This is a genomic window from Enterococcus saigonensis (genome assembly GCF_011397115.1).
Lineage (GTDB): Bacteria > Bacillota > Bacilli > Lactobacillales > Enterococcaceae > Enterococcus_C > Enterococcus_C saigonensis.
This window is the reverse complement of the sequence record NZ_AP022822.1, coordinates 41736-63943: the sequence shown is the minus strand read 5'-3', so window position 1 is coordinate 63943 and position 22208 is coordinate 41736. Positions and strand designations below refer to the sequence as shown.

Below are 22208 nucleotides of genomic sequence, written 5' to 3'. Positions count from 1 at the left end.
TTGACTCCCTACTTCACTAAATTAAATTTTACTGCTGTTACATCACGACTGTTTGGCCCCACCATTGCTAAAAAGGCACCACTATCACTTGTAGTTTGTTGATTTGAGTGAACATAACGCAGCATGTCTTCTGTAATGGTAAAGGAAACTTTGCGACTTTCTCTGCCTTTTAAATCAACTTGTTGGAAAGCTTTTAATTCTTTTATTGGACGGACAACTTCTCCGACTAAATCTTGAATGTACAATTGTACCGTTTCTTTGCCTGCTCGTTCACTTTCATTTGTGATTGTCACTGTAACTAGAATTTCGTTTTCTGGTGTTAACTCTGTCTGGTCAATCACGACGTCTTGGTAAGAAAATTGGCTATAACTTAAGCCAAAACCAAAAGGATATTTCGCATAATTAGAGACATCCAAATATTTTGAAACATATTTTTCATTCGGTGCACTCTCATAGGGACGCCCCGTATTATCACAATTGTAAAAAATTGGGACTTGACCAACATTTTCTGGAAATGACATGGAAAGTCGCGCAGTCGGATTATAAGCTCCCCATAAAATATCAGCTAAGGCATTGCCTGCTTCTGTTCCGGCAAACCACGCTTCCACAATGGCTTTGGCTTCTCCAATACCATTCAAATCTAGCGGGCGACCATTGTATAACGTTACAATAATGTTGGCATTTACTTTTTTGATATCTTCAAACAAGGCAATTTGTGCCGGTGGTAGCGTAATATCACTACGGCTAGCCGCTTCCCCACTCATCCACTCTGTTTCTCCTAAAGCTAAAACAACTTTGTCGGCTTTTGCCGCGAGTAAAATGGCTTCATTAATTGCTTCGTCACTTGGATTAAAGTAATCAAATTCTTCTTTGGCGACCAACAAATGTTCACTATATTCTTTGGCACCTGCTAAAAGAGAGACTGCTTCTGACATTTTCCCTTGCCAAGACCAAGCTCCTAAAACATCTTGGCTTCCAGCCGCTGGTCCAATAATTGCGATCGTTTCAGCAGCATTTAGCGGTAAGATATTTTCTTCATTTTTTAACAAAACAATTGATTTTTGCGCAATTTCGCGGGCAGATTGGCGGTGTGCTGGTGATAAAATTACTTTTTCGGCTTCCACACTTGCACCACGATATGGATTTTCAAACAATCCTAAGTCGTTTTTCAATTCTAAAATACGTAAAACTGCTTCGTCCAATAACGCTTCATCGACACTGCCTTCTTCAATTAATTCGGCTAAATATTGCGTATAACAAGTCGTCATCATTTCAATATCGACGCCCGCTTCAATGGCTAGTTGGGCAGCTTGCTTTTCATCTGCGGCAACTCCATGGGGAATCAATTCTTTTACCGCACCCCAGTCTGAAATCACCACACCATCAAAATCGTATTCTTTACGCAAAACTTCTCTGAATAACCACTTATTTCCTGTAGCAGGAATGCCGTCAACGGTATTAAAGGAAGTCATTACTAATTTAGCTCCTGCATCTAATGCAGCTTTATAACCTGGCAAATAACTTTCCCGCAACTGTCTTTCAGACATATTGACTGTATTGTAATCCCGACCAGCTAAAGCAGCCCCGTATGCTGCAAAGTGTTTGACACAAGCAGCTACGCGCGTGAAATCATTTTTTAAATCATTGCCTTGATAGCCTTTCACAAAGCTTTCTGCAAAACGAGCGTTCAAGTAAGGATCTTCGCCTGTCGATTCCATCACGCGACCCCAACGTGGATCGCGAACCAAATCAACCATCGGAGAAAAGGTCACGTGTAAACCAGAAACCGCGGCTTCTTTGGCGGAAACTTGCGCCATTTCTTCTGCTGCCGCTAAATCCCAACTACTCCCAATACCTAATGGAATTGGAAAAATCGTTCGAAAACCGTGGATGATATCAGCCATTAACAAGGTAGGAATACCTAATCGATTTTTTTCCATGTATTCTTTTTGAATGCGTTTGGCTTCACTTGCTCCTGATAAGCCTAAAATCGTACCGGCATTTTGAATATTTTCATCAGTTAAGCCCATTTCAGTCATGGGACCAGTTTTTTCTTCGGCGGCCTGTGAGTAAAAATCGGCAGCCAATTGTAAAAGCTGATCGACTTTTTCAGCCAATGTCATTTCTTGTACCAATGCAGTTAATTTTGCCTGTTCCATTGCTGCATCCTCCTTTAGCTGGTGCATTTTTTATTTATTTCCTGAAACGTTGTAGCCTTCCAAGATATATTTTTGTAAGAACATGAAGATGATTAAAATTGGGACAACCATGAAAGTTGAACCGGCCATTTGTAGGGAGTAATTATTGGCATATTGCCCTTTTAGTAATTGCAAACCAACTGATAAGGTATAATATTTTTCGTCGTTTGCCATAATTAATGGCCATAAGAATGAATTCCAACCACCGATAAATGTGGCGATTCCTTGGACTGCCAAAACAGGTTTGGAAATAGGTAACACAATTCTGGTGAAGATATACCATTCACTTGCGCCATCTAAGCGAGCAGCTTCTAAAAGTTCATTTGAAATAGCTGAAGCAAATTGACGGAATAAGAAAATACCATACGCTCCCACCAACCCCGGCAAAATAATCCCTGCCATAGTATTGGTTAATTTTAAAGAGTTCATAATTAGGTAGACCGGAATCATGGTTACTTGACCAGGAATCATCATAGTAGCCAAAACTAAGTAAAACAAAGGTTCGCGCCCTTTAAAGTTATATTTGGCAAAACCAAATCCTGCCATCGCATTAAAGAACATTCCTAAAAACGAAAAGGCTACAACGATTAACGTATTTTTCAAATATACGATAAAGTTAAAAGCGCCAAATAACTCTTTGAAGTTATCCATAGAAAAATGTTCGGGTAAAATTTTCGGAGGAAACTGCATAATTTCCGCATCTGTTTTAAAAGAAGAAAGGATCATCCATACAAAAGGAATCATCCAAATAATCGCACCAATGGCTAAGGCAATCCCGATTGCAATTTTGGCACGACGGTTACTTTGCATTTCTTTTGTCATCTCTGATTACCTCACTTATAATTGATTTTCTGCATTTTTGCGTTGCATTCTAAATTGTAGCAATGTCACGATAATGATTGCCGCAAATAAAATGAATGAACCTGCTGCGGCATAGCCGAACTTACTTAATTGGAACCCGTTGCGGTAAATAAATAAGGCAACAGAAGTCGTTGAATCTAGCGGTCCACCATTGGTTAAAACAAATGGTTCTTCGAAGAACTGCAACCAACCAATTAAAGTTGTCACGGTGACAAAGAACGTTGAAAAACGTAAAGATGGAATCGTAATGTACCACATTTGCTGCCGTTTAGAAGCGCCGTCTAACGAAGCCGCTTCATACAATTCTTTGGGAATTCCTTGAATAGCAGCTAAGAAAATCAACATATTGGCACCAACTGCCCGCCAAACACCTAGAATAATCAAAGAAACTTTTGCCATAACCGGATTAGTTAACCATGGAACTGCATCAATGTGTAACAGAGATAGCAAATAATTCAAGAAACCAAAACTTGGATTATATAAATACGCAAAAACAACTGCCACCGCTACCACGTTGGTAATGGCTGGTGTATAAAAAATCATCCGAAAAGCAGAAAAGATTTTATTTTTCCCAAAATTAATCATTAAGGCCAGTCCCATCGACAATGCGATAACAACCGGTACCCCAAATACCACGTAAAAAAGCGTATTTTTTATACTCTTTAGAAAAATAGGATCCAAAACAATATCCTGATAGTTTTTAAATGCAACAAATTTAATTTGTGACCAGTCGGCGAGCCCAACAAGACTCATATCAGTAAAACTAATAAAAAATGCAACAAAAATAGGAATAATAGAAAATAGCAAAAGTAAAATCAGGGCTGGAGCAATGAAAAGATAAGGTGCTTTGGTGGTTTTGGCTTTTCGCAATGGAAGCGCCTCCTTCAAAATAATTTTGTAAATTGGATTAATTGACAAAAGGAAGGAGTGGTTAAAAGTCCAAACTGGACTTTTGGACCACTCCTAGAAAATTGGTGGACACAATTTAACTCTTTTTAGATGTTAAATTTTTACACCACACTTATTTGTTTAAAGTAGCTTCTGATTCTTGATTGAAAGCGTCCATTTCTTTTTGAACGTCGGCGCCACCAAGATAGATTTGTTCGAAGTGTTTCAAGTAGTTTTGCGCGATTTCTTCAAATTCAGGAATTAAAGGCATTGGTTCAGAGTTTTGCAATTGTTCATTAAAGACGCTGTAAACTGGATCAGATTTTAAAGATTCATCTTCCCAAGCTTTTAAAGCTGTTGGTAGGGCATCTGTTAATTTCATCCATTCTAATTGATTTTCAGGACGTGCCATAAATTCGATGAATTTCGCTGCATCATCTTTTTTCTTAGAGTATTCAAAAATTGTTAAGTTTGAACCACCCATTGAAGAAGTGTTATTTTCTTTTTTCGGTAATGTCGCGATTGCCCATTTACCCTCTACATCTTTCACTGTATCTTTCACTGTTTTTGCCATCCAAGGACCACTGATAAACATTGGTACCATAGCATCATCACCAGAGAATGTTTGCGATACATCTAAACCTAAATCTTCTTTTGGTGAGTAGCCTTTTTGGATAAAGTCATTCAAGTAAGAAACAGCGTCAACAAAAGGTTTTTGATTAAAAACAGGTTTGCCATCTTCTAATAACGGTGAACCATTTTGACGGGCGAACATAAAGCCTAATGTTTGTTCTTTACTATCGACGTTAATGCCGTATTTATCATCCCCACGAGCTGCTAATTTTTTAGCCGCATCTTCTAATTCTTCCCACGTTTTTGGTGCTTCCTTGTAACCAACTTTTTCTAAAACATCGGTACGGTAGAATAGTACGCGGGTCTCAGCTGCCCACGGAATGCCGTAATATTTGTCGTCAAATTTTGTTGTTTCAACAGAACCATGATAGAAGTTTTCAGCTTTTAAGTTATCGTATTTTTCAATGTACTTGCTCATATCTGCTAGAGCGCCAGCTTTTTGGAATTCCGGCATCCAAGTTGTTCCCATTTGTAAAACATCTGGGCCACTTTTAGAAGCAACGGCTGTTAACAATTTGTCATGGGCATTTGACCATGGAATCGACTGTATTTTTACTTCAATTCCAGTTTCATCAGTGAATTTATCTGTCATTTTAGATAATTGCTTCACTTCTTCTCCCATGCCCCAAATATTTAAGACTTTGTCATCTTTAGCAGAATTTCCGCCTGAACCTGACCCACAGCCTGCTAGAACACCCAAAGTCATTGCTGCTGTTACACCCAATAAACAAAGCTTTTTCGAAATCTTCATCTTTCTTCCTCCGTATTTCATTTTTGGTGAAACGTTTCTACGATCAGAGTATATAACGCCATCGTTTAATTTGCAACCGTTTTCTACATTTTTCTATAAAAAAACTTTCTAATACGCTTATAAACGGCTTTAAATAAGCATTTATCAAAAGTTAAATGACAATATTTTAATAAATTTACACCTTTTAAACTTTTTCATGTTAAAATTTAGCTGAAAATATTTCACCAAACAAGAAAAACGTTTCACTAAATTTATATTTATTTGGAAGGAGTTTTATAATGACTTCAAAATGGTGGCAACAAAGTGTTTTTTATCAAATTTATCCCCGCAGTTTTCAAGACAGTAATCATGATGGCATTGGCGATCTTAACGGGATTACCGCGCGCTTACCTTATTTAAAAGAATTGGGTATCGATGCGATTTGGCTCTCACCCGTTTTTGCTTCACCCAATGTCGACAACGGTTATGACGTGAGTGATTACTGCGCTATTATGCCAGAATTTGGGACGATGGAAGATATGGAAGAATTAATTACAGCAGCTAATAACATGGGCATTAAGATCATCATGGACTTAGTGGTCAATCATACTTCCAGTGAGCATCCTTGGTTTAAAAAAGCTTTGGCAGGAGATCCACATTACAAAGACTATTATATTTTTCGCTCTGATAAAAAAGGTTTACCCAATGACTTAAATTCTTTTTTTGGAGGTTCTGCCTGGGAATACGTTCCTGAAAGAAAAGAATATTATTTTCATTTATTTGCAAAAGAGCAACCGGATTTAAATTGGGAAAATCCTGCGGTTAGAAAAGAAGTTTGGCAAATCATGAATTTTTGGCTGCAAAAAGGAGTTGGCGGCTTTCGTTTGGATGTGATTGAATTAATCGGCAAAATACCTGATCAAAAAATTATTGGCGATGGTCCTTTGCTACATCCTTATTTACAAGAAATGTATCGTGAAGTTTTAGCAGAAAAAGATGTCGTCACGATTGGAGAAACAGGGAGCGTCACCCCATTAACCGCCCCTTTGTACACTGATCCTAATCGCAAAGAATTGTCGATGGTTTTTCAATTTCAGCATATGGCACTGGATGAGGTTCCACAAACTTCAAAATGGAATTTGAAAAAACTCGACGTAAGCGAACTAAAAACCGTTTTATCCCGCTGGCAAACCCAATTGCCTGCCACAGCATGGAATAGTTTATTTTGGAGCAATCACGATCAGCCTCGAATTTTATCTCGATGGGGCAATCCCGACTGCTATCCGGTTGAAAGTAGTAAAATGCTGGCAATTTTGCTTCACATGATGAAAGGAACACCTTTTATTTACCAAGGGGAAGAACTGGGGATGACCAACCAAGAAGTAAGTGACATCAAGCAATTAGACGATATTGAAAGTATAAACTACTATACAAAAGAACGAGCAAACAACACCAAAACAGCAAAAATTTGGCAGGCAATTAATACCAAGGGACGAGATAATGCGCGTACTCCAATGCAGTGGAGCGCAGCGCAACATGCGGGATTTACCACTGCAAACGTAACCCCGTGGTATCCTATTAACCCCAATTACACTACCATTAATGCCGCAGCGTGCTTGCAAGACAAAAACTCTATTTTTTATACGTACCAAAAGCTAATCCGCTTAAGAAAAGAGCAGCCATTAATTGTCTGGGGCGATTATCATTTACTGAATACCGCTGAGACTATTTTTGCGTATACGCGCAGCTATCAAGGTGAAACTTGGCTGATTTGTGCCAATTTTTCTGCTTCAGAGCAAACACTTTCTCTGCCTTATACAGCAAAACAAACAATTATCACAAACTATCCTTCTACGTATTGTAAATTAGAGCAATTAACACTGCGTCCATACGAAACTTTTGTTGTTAAATTACATTAAAAAAAATGACCTCGGTTTAACACACGAGGTCATTTTTTACTTTTTATTTCATTTTTCCATTAATGAACTTGAACAAATTATTTATCAGAAACTTTTTTGTACAAATCATCACGGTGTCCAGATGTTGCGAGCGTAGACAATTCTTTTGAAGCCATGTGGTCAAAACCTTTTTCTTTGGTATCTGTTACTCCCCATACACCAGATGAAAATGGTGTTTCCATGTCTCCTGCAGAAATGTTTTTAATAGTTACAACATACATATCATCTTTCAATGCTACTGTTGCTTGCATAAATTTGTCGCTATCCCCATATTTCAAGGAACCGTCATCTTTTGAAACCATCATAGCGGTTGTTTCATTTGGTGCAGCAAACAATGCGACATCTTTAGTAATATCCATTGTCATATTATCTTTAAAGGTATCTTTATTTAATGAAATACCATCTTCAGATTTTGGTGCAAAATACCATCCTTTTTCACCTGAAGCTGCATGCATAAAGGCAAAGTGTAAGTATTCTTCTTTGTCAGAAACCGGAACTTTGAATTCTACTGTTTCACCTGGACGTGTTGCGCCAAGAACTTTTTTATCATCACTATTATAATTTCCAATAATTTCACCAGCTTGATATTGCATCTTAGCTGCACTAGACATTGAAGTACTTGAACTCATTGCCGTACTTTCATCTGCTTTTTGTTGGCTTGAATCTGTTTTAGTTGTGCCGCAACCTGCTAATAATAGACTCAATGAAACTGCCGCAAAACCACCAATAATTACTTTTTTGATCATAACGATCATCTCCCAATCTTGCTTATTTGGTAGTACTTCATGAGTCTATTCTTAAATATTTTTATCGTCAAAACATCCGCTTATAAAACCAAACCACATCAACACAAATAAGAAGCAACTGGGAGGAGATTCCCAACTGCTTCTTATTATTTCTGCATAAAGGCTGCTTCTAAAAAGCTGTTCTCATCCAATTTAAAAGCAATTAAAGGCGGTATTGCCTCCGGTTTATAACAAAAGAAAACGCAGTTAACAAAAAAATACTAGCAGTCTGGCCTTAAGATAAACTTAAAATTTCAATCCGCGCGACACAAACTGACAAAAAGTAAAAATGCGTTAACTTTATGTTAACTTTATTATGAAGCTTTTTCACTTTAGGCTTTTCTACCAAAAAAGAATGATACAACTGCCACTAAGATCACTGCGCCAACAATAGAAGGAATAATTGCCATACCGGCTAAAGAAGGCCCCCAATTTCCCAAAATAGATTGCCCAAGGGCAGAACCTACCAAACCTGCTACAATATTTGCAATAATTCCCATTGAACCACCTTTATTTGTAATCGCTCCTGCGATTGCCCCAATGACACCACCAACGATTAATGACCAAATTAAACCCATTCTACTCACTTCTTTCCTTAAAATTTATGTTGCATTTAAATAATTGCATTTCTTTTCCTACTATTAGCATACCGTCTTCTGAGAAATTTTAAAAACAAAACGGCTTATTTTCATCTTTTTTCTGCAATCTATTTTTTATTTTAGAAAAAAATGAGCAGTCTAGTAAGACTGCTCATTTGTTACTCGTTTATAAATTGATGGCTTGGCCACCTGTGACACCATAAATTTGGGCTGTCACATAACTGGCTTCATTTGAAGCTAAAAAGACATAGACAGGCGCAAGTTCTACTGGCTGGCCAGGTCTTTCCAACAAGCTATCATCCCCAAAATCTGGTAAATCTTCTTGAGGTTGACCTTCGTCTAATTGTAGCGGGGTCCAAATAGGTCCAGGAGCTACACCATTTACACGAATCCCTTTTTTGGCTAATTGCTTAGCTAAACTAACAGTAAAACTTGCAATCGCCGCTTTCGTCGCTGCATAATCCATTAAATGTGGACTTGGGTCAAATGCTTGAACCGAAGTGGTGGTGATAATGGCACTACCAGCTTTTAAATGCGGTAGCGCCGCTTGCACGATAGCAAACATCGAAATAATATTCACTTGAAACGTATCATAAACTTGTTGCATTGGCATTTTTTCAATATCTTTTTCGTAGATTTGCTGTGCCGCATTTAAAACCAAAGTATCTAATCCTCCCAGGTCGGCCACAGCTTTTGCAATAATTTTTGCTGGAGCATTTTTATCCCGCAAATCATATGGCAGTAAGGTGATTTTTCGCCCAGCTTTTTTGACATAGGAAACAACTTCTTCAGCATCTTTTTCTTCCCCAGGGAGAAAATGCAGCGCAATATCTGCTCCCTCACGTGCGTAAGCAATCGCGGCTGCACGCCCGATACCTGAGTCTGCACCTGTAATTAAAACGCGACGATTCAATAAGCGGGCATGTCCAACATAGCTTTCTTCACCACAGTCGGGTTTTTCAGGCATATTCTTTTGCGTAGCAGGCGTCTTTTGATTATCAGCAGCTGTTTTACTAGAATAAATCAAACGTGGATCTTTTAAGTTAGGTTCTTGCATGTGTGTCCCTCCTTTTTCTTCCATATAAAAAGGATACGATACATTGCTATTTTTTTGAAATGATAAGCGGTTACAAATATTTCAGACTGGATTTGCCTTTTTATAAGCAAAATAAAAAGCCCTAAGCCAAGGTCTTCTCCCTTGTATTAGAGCTTTTATTGCTTCTTTAAAAGAAGCCGGAATGGTTAATCATAATTAGTGAGCGGATTCCTAGAAACAAAAGTGTCAACACTTTTTATATACCCAAGGCGAACCCTGGAGCTCCTTCCAGTTTTACAAAAATAGTTATTCTTTTTGTAACGTATTTCGCTGGCAAACACTTGATTAAATCAGTTTAAATCAATTCATTATAAAGAAAGTGCGCTAGACTTCCTGCGCCAGTTTTATTTTCCATTAGTAGGACAAATAAAAACCAGCTCTTTTTCATACCACTCGGCCTTATATTTTAATTTTAAAAGCAACCGATTCCAATCACTTAAAGTAAAATTATCCTCAAAACTTGGGAAAACAGTGGTGTGTTTACTTTTTTTTACGGTTTTAGCCGCTTTGCTTTCTTTATTCTCCCGCAATTCTGGTGGTTTTGTGATAATAATACAATCAAACTGGCGCAAAAGAGCAATAGAAAGTTGTTCGGTGAAATCCTCTTTTTGTTTCAGCTTGTGAATATACAATTGTTGCACCTGGGATTTTTGCTTTTGATAGTTTTTCGCTTGTTCTAGTTTAGCATTGCGGCGTTGCGCACTCTTAGCCCGACAACTAAGTCGGCGTTGCGCTTTTTTTAGTTTTTCTAGAACTTGGGTTTGGCAAAAGGTGGGTATCCCCACAATAGGTTTATTCGTCACCACCAAGCCTGTTGGATCGTAGGCAATTTCAATTTCACTGCCCGTTTTGGGTAATGCCGGAATGTCTTCTTCACATAATAAAGAAACATAAAATTCTTGCCGATTTTTAGCTGAAATAGTTGCTGAACGAATTTTCCCTGCAACGCTGCGATGTTGATGCACTAAAACTTTGCTTTTTAACTTAGGAAGCTTCAAACCGTCTTCTGCTAGGTAAATAGTATGTCCTTGATTATTCGTCGTATACGACTGCCAAGCACTTTTCTTACTTTTTAACTTGGGATAACTGGCACGACCGCGATAATAATTTTGAAAAGCTTTTTCCAAATTACGCTGTGCATTAGCCAAAGCTAAGCTATCTGTTGCTTTTAAAAAAGGATAATCTTTTTTTAACTTAGCTGGCGTCATCTTCTGTTTTTGTAAACGTGCTGAAGTACGTTCTTCAACAGTTTTGCCACTTTCTTGCTGTCGTAGTGTTAACAGCATATTATACGTAAAACGAACGCAGCCAAAAGTCTGAATAAAAAAATGTTTTTGGGCTTCGTCAGGATAAAGCGCAAATCTATAAGCCTTTAATGTCTTAATTGGTACCTGCCTCCCCTCACTGATTATTCCTTCAGTTGTGGCGGCTTTTCGTAGGAATATTCCCCTTGCCCTACTTAACCTGACCTAACAAATTTTCTAATCTTACAAAAATACTTTCTAAATTCGTTAGTACGAGATTTAAGCTAGCATTTATATCGGTTTCGTAAATTTTTTGAAATTTTGACTTATTCCCAAAGAACACAAAGGAAAACGTTAACCATCCTACAAAGCTCTTTTTTTATCTAAAAAGCAGCTTCAACTTGACCTTGTGTTAATTTCCGCTGTAATTTTTCTTTAAAAAGCGGAATTTCATCTTCTGAACAATACACATAATGTCCTTCAGCAATTTCGTGCATTCCCCTTTGTTTTCCGTCATCTGGTTGGGGTTGATACTTGATGCGTTTACGATTACGTTCGTGATCTGGATCATGTAATGGGATTGCTGACAAAAGACTTTCTGTGTAAGGATGAACACCATAATTATAAATGGCATCGCTCGTTCCGACTTCCAATAATTTACCTAAATGCATAACCCCAATCCGATCACTGATATGTTTCACCATAGATAAATCATGGGCAATAAATAGATATGTTAAATTTTGCTGTTCCTGTAAGTCTTGTAACAAATTAACAACTTGTGCTTGAATGGAAACATCCAAAGCCGAAATTGGCTCATCACAAATAATAAATTTTGGTTTTACCGCTAAAGCACGGGCAATACCAATCCGTTGTCGCTGCCCACCGGAGAACTCGTGAGGATAACGGGTGCCATGACTGGGATTTAAACCAACAGTTTCCAATAACTCATCCACGCGGGCATTGCGTTCTTTTTCATCTTGCGCAAGCCCGTTTATATCAATTCCTTCTGCAATAATATCCCGCACTTTCATACGAGGATTTAAAGAAGCATAAGGATCTTGAAAAATCATTTGTACGTCGCGCCGAAATTCTTTTAAACCTTCTTTGCCTTTAATTTTCATTACATCTTGACCATCAAAGTCGATTTCTCCGCCAGTAGGTGTGTTTAAACGGATAATCGTCCGCCCGGTTGTTGATTTGCCACTACCGGATTCTCCCACTAAGCCAAAGGTTTCACCTTCGTAGATGTGAAAGCTAATATCATCTACTGCTTTGACTTCATCTTTACGCCCCACATTGAAGTATTGCTTCAAATGATTTACGTTTAACAAAACTTTTTTCACGCGGCTACCTCCTTAGGCATTTTGTTTTTCTTTGAAAATTTCCCAACGACGGACAATCTCTGCCGGTGGTGTTACTTTAGGAGCTTGTGGTGCCAATAGCCAGGTGGCCGCCTTATGCGTTTGGGAAACTTCAAAGTAAGGCGGTGCTTGCTCCGTATCAATTTTCAAAGCAAATTCATTTCGAGGATAAAAAGCGTCCCCTGTTGGTGGTTGTAGTAAATCTGGTGGTGAACCAGGGATAGCATATAAGCGCTCTTCATCCCCTTCTAAAGTCGGCATTGAACCCAGTAACCCCCATGTATACGGATGCTGTGGATTATAAAAAATTTCTTCTGCCGTTCCGACTTCCACAATCCGTCCACCATACATTACAGCCACCCGATCGGCTACGTTTGCTACCACGCCTAAATCGTGGGTGATAAAAATAATTGAGGTATTAATTTTTTTCTGAATATCTTTCATTAATTCCAAAATTTGAGCTTGGATTGTGACGTCTAAAGCTGTTGTTGGTTCATCCGCAATAAGAACTTCCGGATAACAAATAAGCGCAATAGCAATCACTATCCGTTGCCGTTGCCCACCAGAAAATTGATGAGGATAGTTTTTCAAACGTTTTTCGGCATTCGGAATACCCACTAAATTTAATAATTCTAATGCAGAAGCCAATGCTTCTTTTTTAGAGACTTTATTGTGAATAATCAAAGACTCTGCAACTTGTTTGCCAATAGGCATCGTCGGATCTAAGGAAGTCATAGGATCTTGAAAAATCATAGCGATTTCCTTACCCCGAATTTTTTGCATTTCTTTTTCCGTTTTTTTGACAATATCGGAATTTTTAAAAAGAATCTCCCCGTTATCGATATTTGCATTACTTGCTAGAAGTCCCATAATACTGCGAGTGGTTACCGATTTACCAGAACCAGATTCCCCCACAATCGCCAGCGTCTCTCCTTTATAAAGGTCAAAACTAACATTGCGAATTGCGCGAACAGTTCCCGCATAAGTATCAAAGGAGATTTCCAAGTCTTTAACTTCTAATACTTTTTCTGGCATCATCATCACTCTTTCATTTTCGGATCAAAGGCATCACGAAGACCATCAGCTAATAAGTTGAAGGCAATCATGATGACTGACAATGTAACTGCTGGTACCCACAACAGGTAAGGCAGATATTGGAAGGTTTTGTAACCATCGCTTAACATTGTACCTAATGAAGCATTCGGCGGTGTCAAACCTAAGCCAATGAAGCTCAAGAAAGCTTCAAAGAAAATCGCCGTTGGAATACTAAACATCATCTGTACAATAATAACACTGGAGATATTGGGTAAAATATGTTTAAAGGCAATTTTGAAATTACTTTCGCCTAACGTTTGAGCAGCCAAAACAAATTCTTGATCTTTTAATTTTAATGTTTGCGCCCGCACAATCCGCGCCATTGGAATCCAGTTGGTGATTGCCATAGCTGCGATGATCGACGGGATCCCTGGTTCAAAAACAACCAACATTAAAATCATTACGACTAAATTGGGAATACCTGAAAGAATTTCCAAAATTCGTTGCATCAAAGTGTCGACAGTGCCACCTTTTAAACCGGAAATTAAACCGTAAGTAACACCAAAAATAATATCAAACATCGCTGCAATAAAGGCAATCAATAATGAAACTCGTGTCCCCATCAGCAGACGACTCAAAACATCACGACCTAAGCCGTCAGTACCAAAATAATAATTTAAATTATCCGGGACATTTGCCGCTGCATATTTATCAACCAATTGTCCGCCCACCATCGCTTTTCCGTTTAAACCATTGATATCAATCCCAGGAATGCGAGGCGGTAAATTCATGTAAGCAACATTTTGTTTGGTTGGATTATGAGGTGAAAAGAAAATCGAAATAATGGAGACAAGAATAATCACTACCAAAATTGCCATACATATTACTGCTGCTTTATTTTTTCTCAGGCGCCGCCAAGAGTCTTGTAAGAAAGTCAAAGACGGCGCAGCGATCATTTCTCGTTCTTTAATGGTACTGCCGTGGTACAACTCAAATTCTGACGCTGGGATTTTGGCAATCGTATCGTATTTAGGTTTTACATTTTCCATTAGCCTTTACTCCCTCCTGACACGCGGATTCGTGGATCAACAATGCCGTATAATAAATCAACAACCAAAATGACGATGATTAACATTGCCGAATACAAAACTGTTACCGCCATAATTGTAGGATAGTCATTAGTGGTAATCGATTTTACAAATTGCTCTCCTATACCAGGAATAGCAAAAATATTTTCAACTACCAAAGAACCTGTCATTAATGCTACTGCCAAAGGACCTAATAAGGTCATTAATGGGATTAGACTATTTCGCAAACCGTGCTTAAAGGCAATTTCCCAACGGCTTAGACCTTTTGCACGTGCTAATTCTACATAATCACTATGCATAACCTCTACCATTTCCGTTCGAATAAATCGAGCCGAGTCAGCCAAAGGCGACATCGCCAGTGCGATAGTTGGCAAAATGGTATAAGCAAAACCTTCCCATTTGGCGATTGGTAAAATGTGTAATTTTATTGCAAAAACATATTGTAGTAAAACAGCAAAGACGAAGTTGGGAATAGAGCGACCTAAAATTGCAATTAAAGTAGCTAACGTATCCACCCATGTATTTTGTTTCATAGCAGAAATTGTCCCTAAAATAATTCCAATTAAAGTCCCCAGTAAAATTGCCTGTATCCCTAACTGTAAAGAAGGCCCCACGCGACCAGCCAATAACGCGGCCACTGGTTGATTCTTAAATTGGAACGAAATTCCAAAATCACCTTGAAGTAAATTTTTCAGATAGGTTCCATATTGCACAATAACTGGTTTATCCAAACCCATTTGTTTGTTTAGCAACGCAATTTGATCTGGGCTCAAACGTTCCGCGTTGGTATACGGCGTCCCTGGTAACATTTTTGATAAAAAGAATGTGATCGTTGCAATCAACCACAGCGTTACCAGCATAAAAAACAGCCTTTTTAGAAAATATTTGAGAAAGTCATTCAAATTATTTCTCCTCCTAATAAATAAAAAATGCAGTAACAAAAACGTGTACAATCCAAATTAATCAACAATTTATTTTTCTTTCAGAAGCAAATTTAATTTCACTAAAGCGATAAAACCAAGGTATGATACTTTGCTGCCATTTTGAAAACTCTTTTGACTTTGGCAAATGGATTCGCTAAAGTAAAAGAAAAGCTTTGAAAACTTGAATTGCTCTTAAGCAATAAGACGCCATCTGACAAGTTGAAAAAGGATAAACAAGGAGTTTACTATGAAAAAATATCGTCCCTATTTTATTTCCATTCTTATCTTCGGTATCGCCATCATTTGGGGGCTTGTTAAAAATAATTTAAGTCTTCTAACGTTATCTGACACCCTCTTCATGCTGGGATTACCTTTTTTGATTGTCGGCATCTTGTTATGGGTTTTTTCCTCTGGCTTCTTCGATACTTTTCAAAGATCCATGCATGAAGCGCTGGGAAGAAAGCAAAAGAAAAAAGCTAACTATACGCCTTTATCACAAGTTGGCGATGGCGTGTATGGCTTCTGGTTGAAAATTGCCGGCGTGATTTTCGTCTTATCGCTGATTTTTTTGATGCTAAATAACTTTTAATAATTATTAATTTCTAAAACACCAATCACCTTCTAAAAATAAGCAAATAGTTGCAAGAGGCTGGCAGTGCCAGCCTCTTTTTACTATTTAATCGTTTGATGATGTTTTAAGTGTTCGTTTTTTGTTGTGCTTATTATTCTGTTACATACGTCCATTTGTAATCCCATGAAGCACCGGCAGCGTGGTGTACGATACCTTTTACTTTCGGATTAATCATGTGGCCTTCTGCCTTTTGGTAAACACCAATTACCCCAGCAGTTGAGCTGATAATTTTATCTGCTTCTTGTAAGTTTTCCCAACGTTTAACCGGATCACCCGCATTTGTTGTGTTAGACTCTTTGACTACTTTGTCATAGTCTGCATTTGACCATTGACCGCGGTTATAAGAATTACCTGTAACAAACAAGTCTGTGAAGCTTGATGGATCAGAATAATCAGCACCCCATCCACCTAATACCATATCGAATTCACCATTATTTGAACGGTCAAGACGAACAGAAAACGGTACTGGTGTTGGTTTAATTTTGATACCCTCCAACGTTTCTTCCAATGTACTTTGCAAGTACTCTAGCACTTTTTTGGTGCCGTCATCGTCAGAAGCCACGATATCAAAAGTAAAACTGTCTTTACCCAGTGCTTTTTTCGCTTTTTCCCAATGATCTTTGGCTTTTTTCTTATCAAAACTTACCAAATCACCAGCTTCTTTAGTGAAATCTTCATTGGTTTTAGGATTTTTAGACATATCCGATGGAATTAAACCAGTCGAGGCAACAGAACCGTCCCCTAATACTGAATTTACAATTGCATTTCGGTCAATCGCGTACGAAATTGCTAGACGTAAATCTTCATTCATAAATGGTGAATCTTTTTTCCGTTGATTCAATTCAATGTATGAAGTTCGCGCTTCTTTTACAGATTGGAAAGCTTCTTGATTTGCATTTTGTTGTGCTAATTCACCACTTAAAATTGCATCATCTGTTTGGCCGTCATTGAATAAATTCAAACCTGTTGAAGATTCTTTTACAACACTAACTTTAACAGAATCTAATTTCACTGTATCTTTATCCCAATACGTATCATTTTTCTTATATTCCCACTCTGTATCTGTTCCCGGACCATCAAACCCTGCTAAAACAAAAGGTCCGTTATAAACTGACTGATCAGATTTTGTTGCAAATTTGTCGCCATTTTTTTCAACAACTTTTTGCGGTTGCGGGAAGAATGAAGGGAAAGCAAATAAATAATCCATGTAAGGTGTAGGACGTGTTAACGTAATTTCTAATTCATAATCGTTAACTGCTTTAATCCCTAATTCAGATTTATCTTTTTTGCCGGCTGTAATTTCAGCTGCATTTACTACTGGTTCATAAAGATATGCGTACTCTGAAGCGGTTTTTGAATCCACTGTCCGTTGCCAACCAAAAACATAATCAGATGCTTTAACAGGTTCCCCGTCAGACCATTTTGCATCTTCTCTTAATTTAATTGTATATTTCAAACCATCTTCACTAACCTTCGCTTCTTCAGCGGCGCCTGCTGGAACTGGCTTGCTATCTTTGTCTAACCGATAAATTCCTTCGTAAACATTGTTTAACGCAGTGAAACTAATCGTGTCTGTTGCAAGTGATAAATCAGCACTTGGCATTTCTTGTAAGACAGATACTCTAAACTCTTGTTTGTCCGCTTCTTTACCAGAACCGCCTGCAGCACTGCTGCCATCTGTTGTGCCGCCGTTACTGCCGCATGCTGATAACACAACACCGCAGACAGCAATAACACCGAATAATGATGTCTTTTTCATTTTCATTCCCTTTACCCCTTGTCTTGTATTGAATTTTCAGAATATTTAACATTTTCTGAAGTTAACGAAAATTTTAATCAATAATTATTAAAAAAGCAACACTTTATTCATAAAAAAACAAATATATATAAATATTCTGATAATTCAAAAAACAAAGAGTAATTTCTCTGTGAAAAAAATGCTAACAATCAAAATTCAGAAAACTAGGATAAAACGCAGATTTTCCATTCAATTTATTTGTAAAATACTTCAAATTAATTTATTTAATTGATTAATAACAAGCGGTTTAAATAAATTGAAAAAGCTATAAAAATTTTCAAAAATAACTAAATTATTCTGCTGCAGCTGCTACTTTAACGATTTCAATAATCGTATCGCGCGCTTTTTCCATTGCTTCTAGGGTAATAAACTCATATTGTCCGTGAAAATTTTCACCCCCAGTGAATAAATTCGGCGTAGCAATCCCTTTGTAGGAAATCTTCGAGCCGTCTGTTCCACCCCGAAACGGAGTAATAATTGGTTTTATGCCTAAATTTTTCATGGCAGCAAGTGCATAGTCCACGACTCGCGGTTCTTGGTCAATTATTTCTTTCATATTGTAATATTGATCAAACAATCGATAAGTAATACGAGGATACGTAAACGTTTCATTCAATTTTGCAATAATGGCTACGAGTTCTTCTTTACGGGCTAAAAATTTCGCATGGTCGTGATCTCGAATAATATAATCCAGCGCTGCAAACGAAATATCTCCCTGGAATTTATTTAATAAATAAAATCCTTCGTAGCCTTGTGTTAATTCCGGTACTTCTGCTTGTGGCAAGTGACTGTCAATGGCTTCACCAATCTTAATCGCATTCACCAACTGTCCATAAGCCGTACCCGGGTGAACACTGGTTCCTTCAATTGAAATTTCAATTTTGGCAGCATTAAACGTTTCATACTCAAAATGTCCAACCCGCCCACTGTCGATAGTATATGCAAAGTCTACCGGAAAATCTGTCACCTCAAAATTATCTGCCCCTTTGCCAATTTCTTCGTCCGGACCAAAAGCTACCCAAACATCTCCGCGCTCTTTTAAGGGAATTTGTTTCAAATGACGTAAAGCATCGATGATTTCAGCAATTCCTGCCTTATCGTCGGCACCTAAAAGGGTCGTGCCATCCGTTGTAATCAGTGTCTCTCCTATATAATCTTTCAAATTTGGAAACTGTTGTGGGGATAAAACAATCTTTTTTTCTGTATTTAAGATTACCTCTTGCCCCTTGTACTGGTGAAACACTTGTGGACGAACATTTTCTGCATTAAAATCTGCCGTGTCTACGTGAGCAATAAAACCAATTGCACTCTTTTTTGGATTACCTTTTAAAGCACCAATCACAAAACTATTTTTTTCAAAATAGGTTACTTCTTGTAAACCCAATTCTTCCAATTGCTCTTTTAATTGCAACGCCAAGTCAACTTGACCGGGCGTTGTCGGAATTGTAGTCGCTTTTTCATCTGAACGGGTATTCACTTTGACGTATCTCAAAAAATCTTCCAATAATTGACTCATTTTTTACTCCTTTACTTTACAGAGGCTGTCCGTAAATTGAAATAATCCCCATAGGCATGAAAAACAATGCCTTTTACTTTTTGATTGATTAAATAATTTGAAGCACTTTGATACAATGGAACTTGTGCTGCATCTTCTGCTAGCAATATTTTTTCTGCTTCTTTGTAATCTTTAAAGAACGCAGTTGGATTATTGGCATCTACTGTGCGGGCTTTTTCGACTAAATCCGTGTAAGACTTGCTATCGTAACCACCATAATTATAAGAGGAACCTGTTTTGTATAAGTTGAAGTATGAATCCAATTCACTTGACCCTGCAATCCAACCAGAAACTGATAACTCATAGTTTCCGTCTGTTCGCGATTGATTCAAATTCACTTTTGGTTGTTTATTAATCGTAATTTTCAAACCAGGTAGTGTTTCTTGTAATTGACTTTGTAAATATTCCCCAATTTTTTCACCATTATCATCATCAGTCACTAATAATTTCAATTTCAGCTCATCGCCAATAACCGCTTTAGCTTTGTCCCATTCACTTTTGGCTGCCTTGGTGTCATACGTGTTGTAATCACCGCTATACTTGCGGAAATCTTCATTTGTCTCAGGATTTTTATATAAACCTGTTGGAATTAAACCATTTAGCGGTGTGGCACCGTCATTTAATACATTTTTAGCCAGTTGCTCTTTATTAATTGCAAGTGCAATTGCTTTTCGAACGTGCACATTTCCTAACGCTTTATTCGCCTTTTTATTGAAATCTAAAAATTGATTGGCTACGTCTTTTTCTGTTGTTAAGCGGGGATCGTTTTTTAATTGTTCTACGTATTGACCACTAATCCGTTGCAAATCTAGTTCACCACTATCTACAAGTTGAATACCCGTGTTTTCTTCTTTAATAGTGGAGCCGTGAACCTCTGCCAATTTGACATCTTTTTTATCGTAATACGCATCATTTTTCACCAATGTCCACTCGTCACCGGTTTGTTTCCAATCTTTTAATTCAAAAGGTCCGGTATATAAAAGATCTTCACTAGTACGAGCATAATTATCTTTTTTCTCGGTTACAAATTTTTCATTTTGAGGTGCTAGCCACCCAATTGATACCACGGACAAAAAGGAAGGTTGGGCTTGTTTTAATTGCACTTCAAATGTTTTTTCATCCGGCGCTTTTAACCCGATCTCATCAATTGCTTTTTTACCTTCCCGGATATCTTGACTATTGATTACATTATCTAATAAATAGGCATTTGGTCCCATTGTCTGAGGATTTACCAACCGTTTCCAAGCAAAAAGAAAATCATTTGCTGTTACTTTTTCACCATTACTCCACTTGGCGTCGTCTCTTAAGGTGAAGGTGTACGTTTTTCCATCTTTACTGATAGCAACTTTTTGAGCCAATGCAGGAACTGGCTGACTCTTGTCATCAAAACGATACAAGCCTTCAAATAAATGTTGTACCACTGTAAAAGTTACTTTATCGGTGGTTTGCGTGGTATCCAGCGTACTTAAAGGTGCCGGCAAACTGACACTAATTTCTTGTTTTGCTGCTTGTTTGGTTGCAGAACTTGCGCTTTTACTTGTCGCACCACCTGACGTGCACCCTGCTAATGTTAATGCCGCCAAAATTCCTGTTGCCACCAAAATACTCTTTTTCACTTTCATCTTTCCAACTCCTCAACTTGATCTAGATACTGCTAAATTTACTTTGCTTAAAAAATTCACTACCTTGAGATGAAATCTGACAAAAAACAAAAAAAAATCTTCATCCCTTTGCTTGTCAAACTATGACAAACAAAGGGACGAAGACTTTTCGCGTTACCACCCTTATTCATATTATTCTCACAAATAATATCTCAACGGTACCTGTTGATACCCGGCAAAGTAACGATTGCTTTTCGTTCAAATAGCGTAAACCATTTGAAATACTCAGAGCTCATCTTCACTAAATTGCGCAATGTCCTTTCCCACCAGCCGGACTCTCTGAAACTGCTCGTTTTAGCTACTCTTCTCTTCAACGTATAAATTCTTTAATTGATTGTTAGCTTACTTAGGTTTTTATTATTTGTCAACAAATTTTTTTGTAAAATTTTTAAAAATCGGAATATTTCCGGACATAAAAGAGCAAAAAAAGCTATTGAAACAAAGAACGCGCGTAAAAAAGAAGGAGAAAAAATTTTTTAGCACGTTGAAAAAATAGCACGCATAAAATAAGGCCGCTTGCTTTTATTTTTAAATCTCCCTGTCTACTCCTTAGTAAAATACCACAAGTTAAGACGGCCATAGCAAAAATGCCTCATTTAAATAAACGTCAAAAATCGTCCATCCCAAATTTTCTCATAAAACGTAATGGTCTGTGTGGCTGTCATAAATTCATTGTCATAGGTAGTAGACATGTTTTTTTGCATCCGCAAATCATACCCCATTCCGTGGGCAAACTTAATGGTTGCATCGATACAATATTCCGTTTGCGCCCCACAAATTTCTAGCGATTTCACGTTATTTTTAGTCAAGATACGTGACAAATCTGTTTGATAAAACGAATTGGCATGGGTTTTATTTACAAAGTAACTTTTCATACCTCTTTGTATTCCTGGCAGAATTTCCCAGTCAAAAGAGTTTTTGCGTAATGTAGCATCTTGGTGTTGTACAAAAATAATGGGTAGTTCTGCGGTGTGATAGAACGCAATGCGCTTATTTACTGCTACCACCAATTCTTCTAAATGATCAATCTGCTTGCCTTCAGCATGGCAAACGCCATTTTGTAAATCAATGATTATGAATGCGTCACTTAATTGTTCCACTATCCCCACTCCTTTTTATCATCTTATGTCAAACGTTATTTTTTGCAAAGTTTTTCGACTTTTT

At 37.7% G+C, this 22208-nt stretch carries 18 protein-coding genes and 1 other annotated feature; of the genes, 2 read left to right on the top strand and 16 right to left on the bottom strand.

Going from position 1 to position 22208, the window contains the following annotated elements:
• Positions 1 to 8: 8 nt before the first annotated feature.
• The 4 genes from EsVE80_RS00270 to EsVE80_RS00255 form a co-directional block, all read right to left on the bottom strand.
• Positions 9 to 2159 carry a glycoside hydrolase family 3 N-terminal domain-containing protein gene (locus EsVE80_RS00270; RefSeq protein WP_173101935.1) on the bottom strand — a complete coding sequence of 717 codons (2151 nt, stop codon included), beginning with the start codon at positions 2157 to 2159 and terminating at the stop codon, positions 9 to 11.
• Between the two features lie 30 nt (positions 2160 to 2189).
• On the bottom strand, positions 2190 to 3020 hold the full coding sequence (locus EsVE80_RS00265) for a carbohydrate ABC transporter permease (RefSeq protein ID WP_173101934.1): 831 nt from the start codon (positions 3018 to 3020) through the stop codon (positions 2190 to 2192).
• A gap of 15 nt (positions 3021 to 3035) precedes the next feature.
• Positions 3036 to 3929: a carbohydrate ABC transporter permease gene (locus tag EsVE80_RS00260; protein WP_173101933.1), complete on the bottom strand. Its 894-nt coding sequence runs from the start codon at positions 3927 to 3929 to the stop codon at positions 3036 to 3038.
• A 151-nt stretch (positions 3930 to 4080) separates the two neighbouring features.
• The gene (locus EsVE80_RS00255) at positions 4081 to 5331 is read right to left on the bottom strand and encodes a sugar ABC transporter substrate-binding protein (RefSeq protein WP_173101932.1); all 1251 of its coding nucleotides are present in this window, start codon (positions 5329 to 5331) and stop codon (positions 4081 to 4083) included.
• Between the two features lie 278 nt (positions 5332 to 5609).
• On the opposite strand from EsVE80_RS00255, the gene EsVE80_RS00250 reads away from it, so the two are divergent.
• A complete protein-coding gene (locus tag EsVE80_RS00250) occupies positions 5610 to 7229 on the top strand; it encodes a glycoside hydrolase family 13 protein (RefSeq protein WP_173101931.1) in 1620 nt (539 codons plus the stop codon).
• 77 nt (positions 7230 to 7306) lie between these two features.
• On the opposite strand, the gene EsVE80_RS00245 is transcribed toward EsVE80_RS00250, so the two are convergent.
• From EsVE80_RS00245 to opp3b, 8 genes are all read right to left on the bottom strand, one after another.
• Entirely contained in the window at positions 7307 to 8014 is a 708-nt protein-coding gene (locus tag EsVE80_RS00245) for a hypothetical protein (protein WP_016173221.1), read from the bottom strand.
• 371 nt (positions 8015 to 8385) lie between these two features.
• A complete protein-coding gene (locus EsVE80_RS00240; RefSeq protein ID WP_034864752.1) occupies positions 8386 to 8631 on the bottom strand; it encodes a GlsB/YeaQ/YmgE family stress response membrane protein in 246 nt (81 codons plus the stop codon).
• A gap of 187 nt (positions 8632 to 8818) precedes the next feature.
• The gene (locus tag EsVE80_RS00235) at positions 8819 to 9709 is read right to left on the bottom strand and encodes an SDR family oxidoreductase (protein ID WP_016173223.1); all 891 of its coding nucleotides are present in this window, start codon (positions 9707 to 9709) and stop codon (positions 8819 to 8821) included.
• A 383-nt stretch (positions 9710 to 10092) separates the two neighbouring features.
• On the bottom strand, positions 10093 to 11133 hold the full coding sequence (locus EsVE80_RS00230) for an RNA-guided endonuclease TnpB family protein (RefSeq protein ID WP_408639869.1): 1041 nt from the start codon (positions 11131 to 11133) through the stop codon (positions 10093 to 10095).
• A 242-nt stretch (positions 11134 to 11375) separates the two neighbouring features.
• Positions 11376 to 12335, bottom strand: a complete 960-nt coding sequence (locus tag EsVE80_RS00225) for an ABC transporter ATP-binding protein (protein ID WP_173101930.1) — start codon at positions 12333 to 12335, stop codon at positions 11376 to 11378.
• A 12-nt stretch (positions 12336 to 12347) separates the two neighbouring features.
• Positions 12348 to 13391, bottom strand: coding sequence for an ABC transporter ATP-binding protein (locus EsVE80_RS00220; protein ID WP_143139799.1), 1044 nt, complete (start codon positions 13389 to 13391; stop codon positions 12348 to 12350).
• 2 nt (positions 13392 to 13393) lie between these two features.
• On the bottom strand, positions 13394 to 14437 hold the full coding sequence (locus EsVE80_RS00215) for an ABC transporter permease (RefSeq protein ID WP_173101929.1): 1044 nt from the start codon (positions 14435 to 14437) through the stop codon (positions 13394 to 13396).
• Complete coding sequence (opp3b, locus tag EsVE80_RS00210) at positions 14437 to 15378, bottom strand: oligopeptide ABC transporter permease (protein ID WP_016173228.1); 942 nt, start codon at positions 15376 to 15378, stop codon at positions 14437 to 14439. Before opp3b ends, EsVE80_RS00215 begins: the two co-directional genes overlap by 1 nt.
• A gap of 268 nt (positions 15379 to 15646) precedes the next feature.
• Here opp3b and EsVE80_RS00205 point away from each other — a divergent pair, with 268 nt between their 5' ends.
• Positions 15647 to 15988, top strand: coding sequence for a DUF3899 domain-containing protein (locus EsVE80_RS00205; protein ID WP_016173229.1), 342 nt, complete (start codon positions 15647 to 15649; stop codon positions 15986 to 15988).
• 133 nt (positions 15989 to 16121) lie between these two features.
• Here EsVE80_RS00205 and EsVE80_RS00200 read toward each other — a convergent pair whose 3' ends face one another.
• From EsVE80_RS00200 to EsVE80_RS00185, 4 genes are all read right to left on the bottom strand, one after another.
• Complete coding sequence (locus EsVE80_RS00200) at positions 16122 to 17789, bottom strand: peptide ABC transporter substrate-binding protein (protein WP_016173230.1); 1668 nt, start codon at positions 17787 to 17789, stop codon at positions 16122 to 16124.
• A gap of 331 nt (positions 17790 to 18120) precedes the next feature.
• Positions 18121 to 19344: a peptidase T gene (gene pepT / locus EsVE80_RS00195; RefSeq protein ID WP_173101928.1), complete on the bottom strand. Its 1224-nt coding sequence runs from the start codon at positions 19342 to 19344 to the stop codon at positions 18121 to 18123.
• Between the two features lie 11 nt (positions 19345 to 19355).
• Positions 19356 to 21005: a peptide ABC transporter substrate-binding protein gene (locus EsVE80_RS00190; RefSeq protein ID WP_173101927.1), complete on the bottom strand. Its 1650-nt coding sequence runs from the start codon at positions 21003 to 21005 to the stop codon at positions 19356 to 19358.
• 130 nt (positions 21006 to 21135) lie between these two features.
• Positions 21136 to 21367, bottom strand: a binding site (T-box leader).
• A gap of 273 nt (positions 21368 to 21640) precedes the next feature.
• Complete coding sequence (locus tag EsVE80_RS00185) at positions 21641 to 22144, bottom strand: cysteine hydrolase family protein (protein WP_173101926.1); 504 nt, start codon at positions 22142 to 22144, stop codon at positions 21641 to 21643.
• Between the last annotated feature and the right edge of the window lie 64 nt (positions 22145 to 22208).

Coding starts and splice junctions, on each gene's coding strand:
- EsVE80_RS00265 (WP_173101934.1), bottom strand. CDS start 3,020: ATGACAAAAGAAATGCAAAGTAACCGTCGTGCCAAAATTGCAATCGGG.
- pepT (WP_173101928.1), bottom strand. CDS start 19,344: ATGAGTCAATTATTGGAAGATTTTTTGAGATACGTCAAAGTGAATACC.
- EsVE80_RS00250 (WP_173101931.1), top strand. CDS start 5,610: ATGACTTCAAAATGGTGGCAACAAAGTGTTTTTTATCAAATTTATCCC.
- EsVE80_RS00240 (WP_034864752.1), bottom strand. CDS start 8,631: ATGGGTTTAATTTGGTCATTAATCGTTGGTGGTGTCATTGGGGCAATC.
- EsVE80_RS00270 (WP_173101935.1), bottom strand. CDS start 2,159: ATGGAACAGGCAAAATTAACTGCATTGGTACAAGAAATGACATTGGCT.
- EsVE80_RS00235 (WP_016173223.1), bottom strand. CDS start 9,709: ATGCAAGAACCTAACTTAAAAGATCCACGTTTGATTTATTCTAGTAAA.
- EsVE80_RS00215 (WP_173101929.1), bottom strand. CDS start 14,437: ATGGAAAATGTAAAACCTAAATACGATACGATTGCCAAAATCCCAGCG.
- EsVE80_RS00220 (WP_143139799.1), bottom strand. CDS start 13,391: ATGATGCCAGAAAAAGTATTAGAAGTTAAAGACTTGGAAATCTCCTTT.
- EsVE80_RS00255 (WP_173101932.1), bottom strand. CDS start 5,331: ATGAAGATTTCGAAAAAGCTTTGTTTATTGGGTGTAACAGCAGCAATG.
- EsVE80_RS00200 (WP_016173230.1), bottom strand. CDS start 17,789: ATGAAAAAGACATCATTATTCGGTGTTATTGCTGTCTGCGGTGTTGTG.
- EsVE80_RS00190 (WP_173101927.1), bottom strand. CDS start 21,005: ATGAAAGTGAAAAAGAGTATTTTGGTGGCAACAGGAATTTTGGCGGCA.
- EsVE80_RS00205 (WP_016173229.1), top strand. CDS start 15,647: ATGAAAAAATATCGTCCCTATTTTATTTCCATTCTTATCTTCGGTATC.
- EsVE80_RS00245 (WP_016173221.1), bottom strand. CDS start 8,014: ATGATCAAAAAAGTAATTATTGGTGGTTTTGCGGCAGTTTCATTGAGT.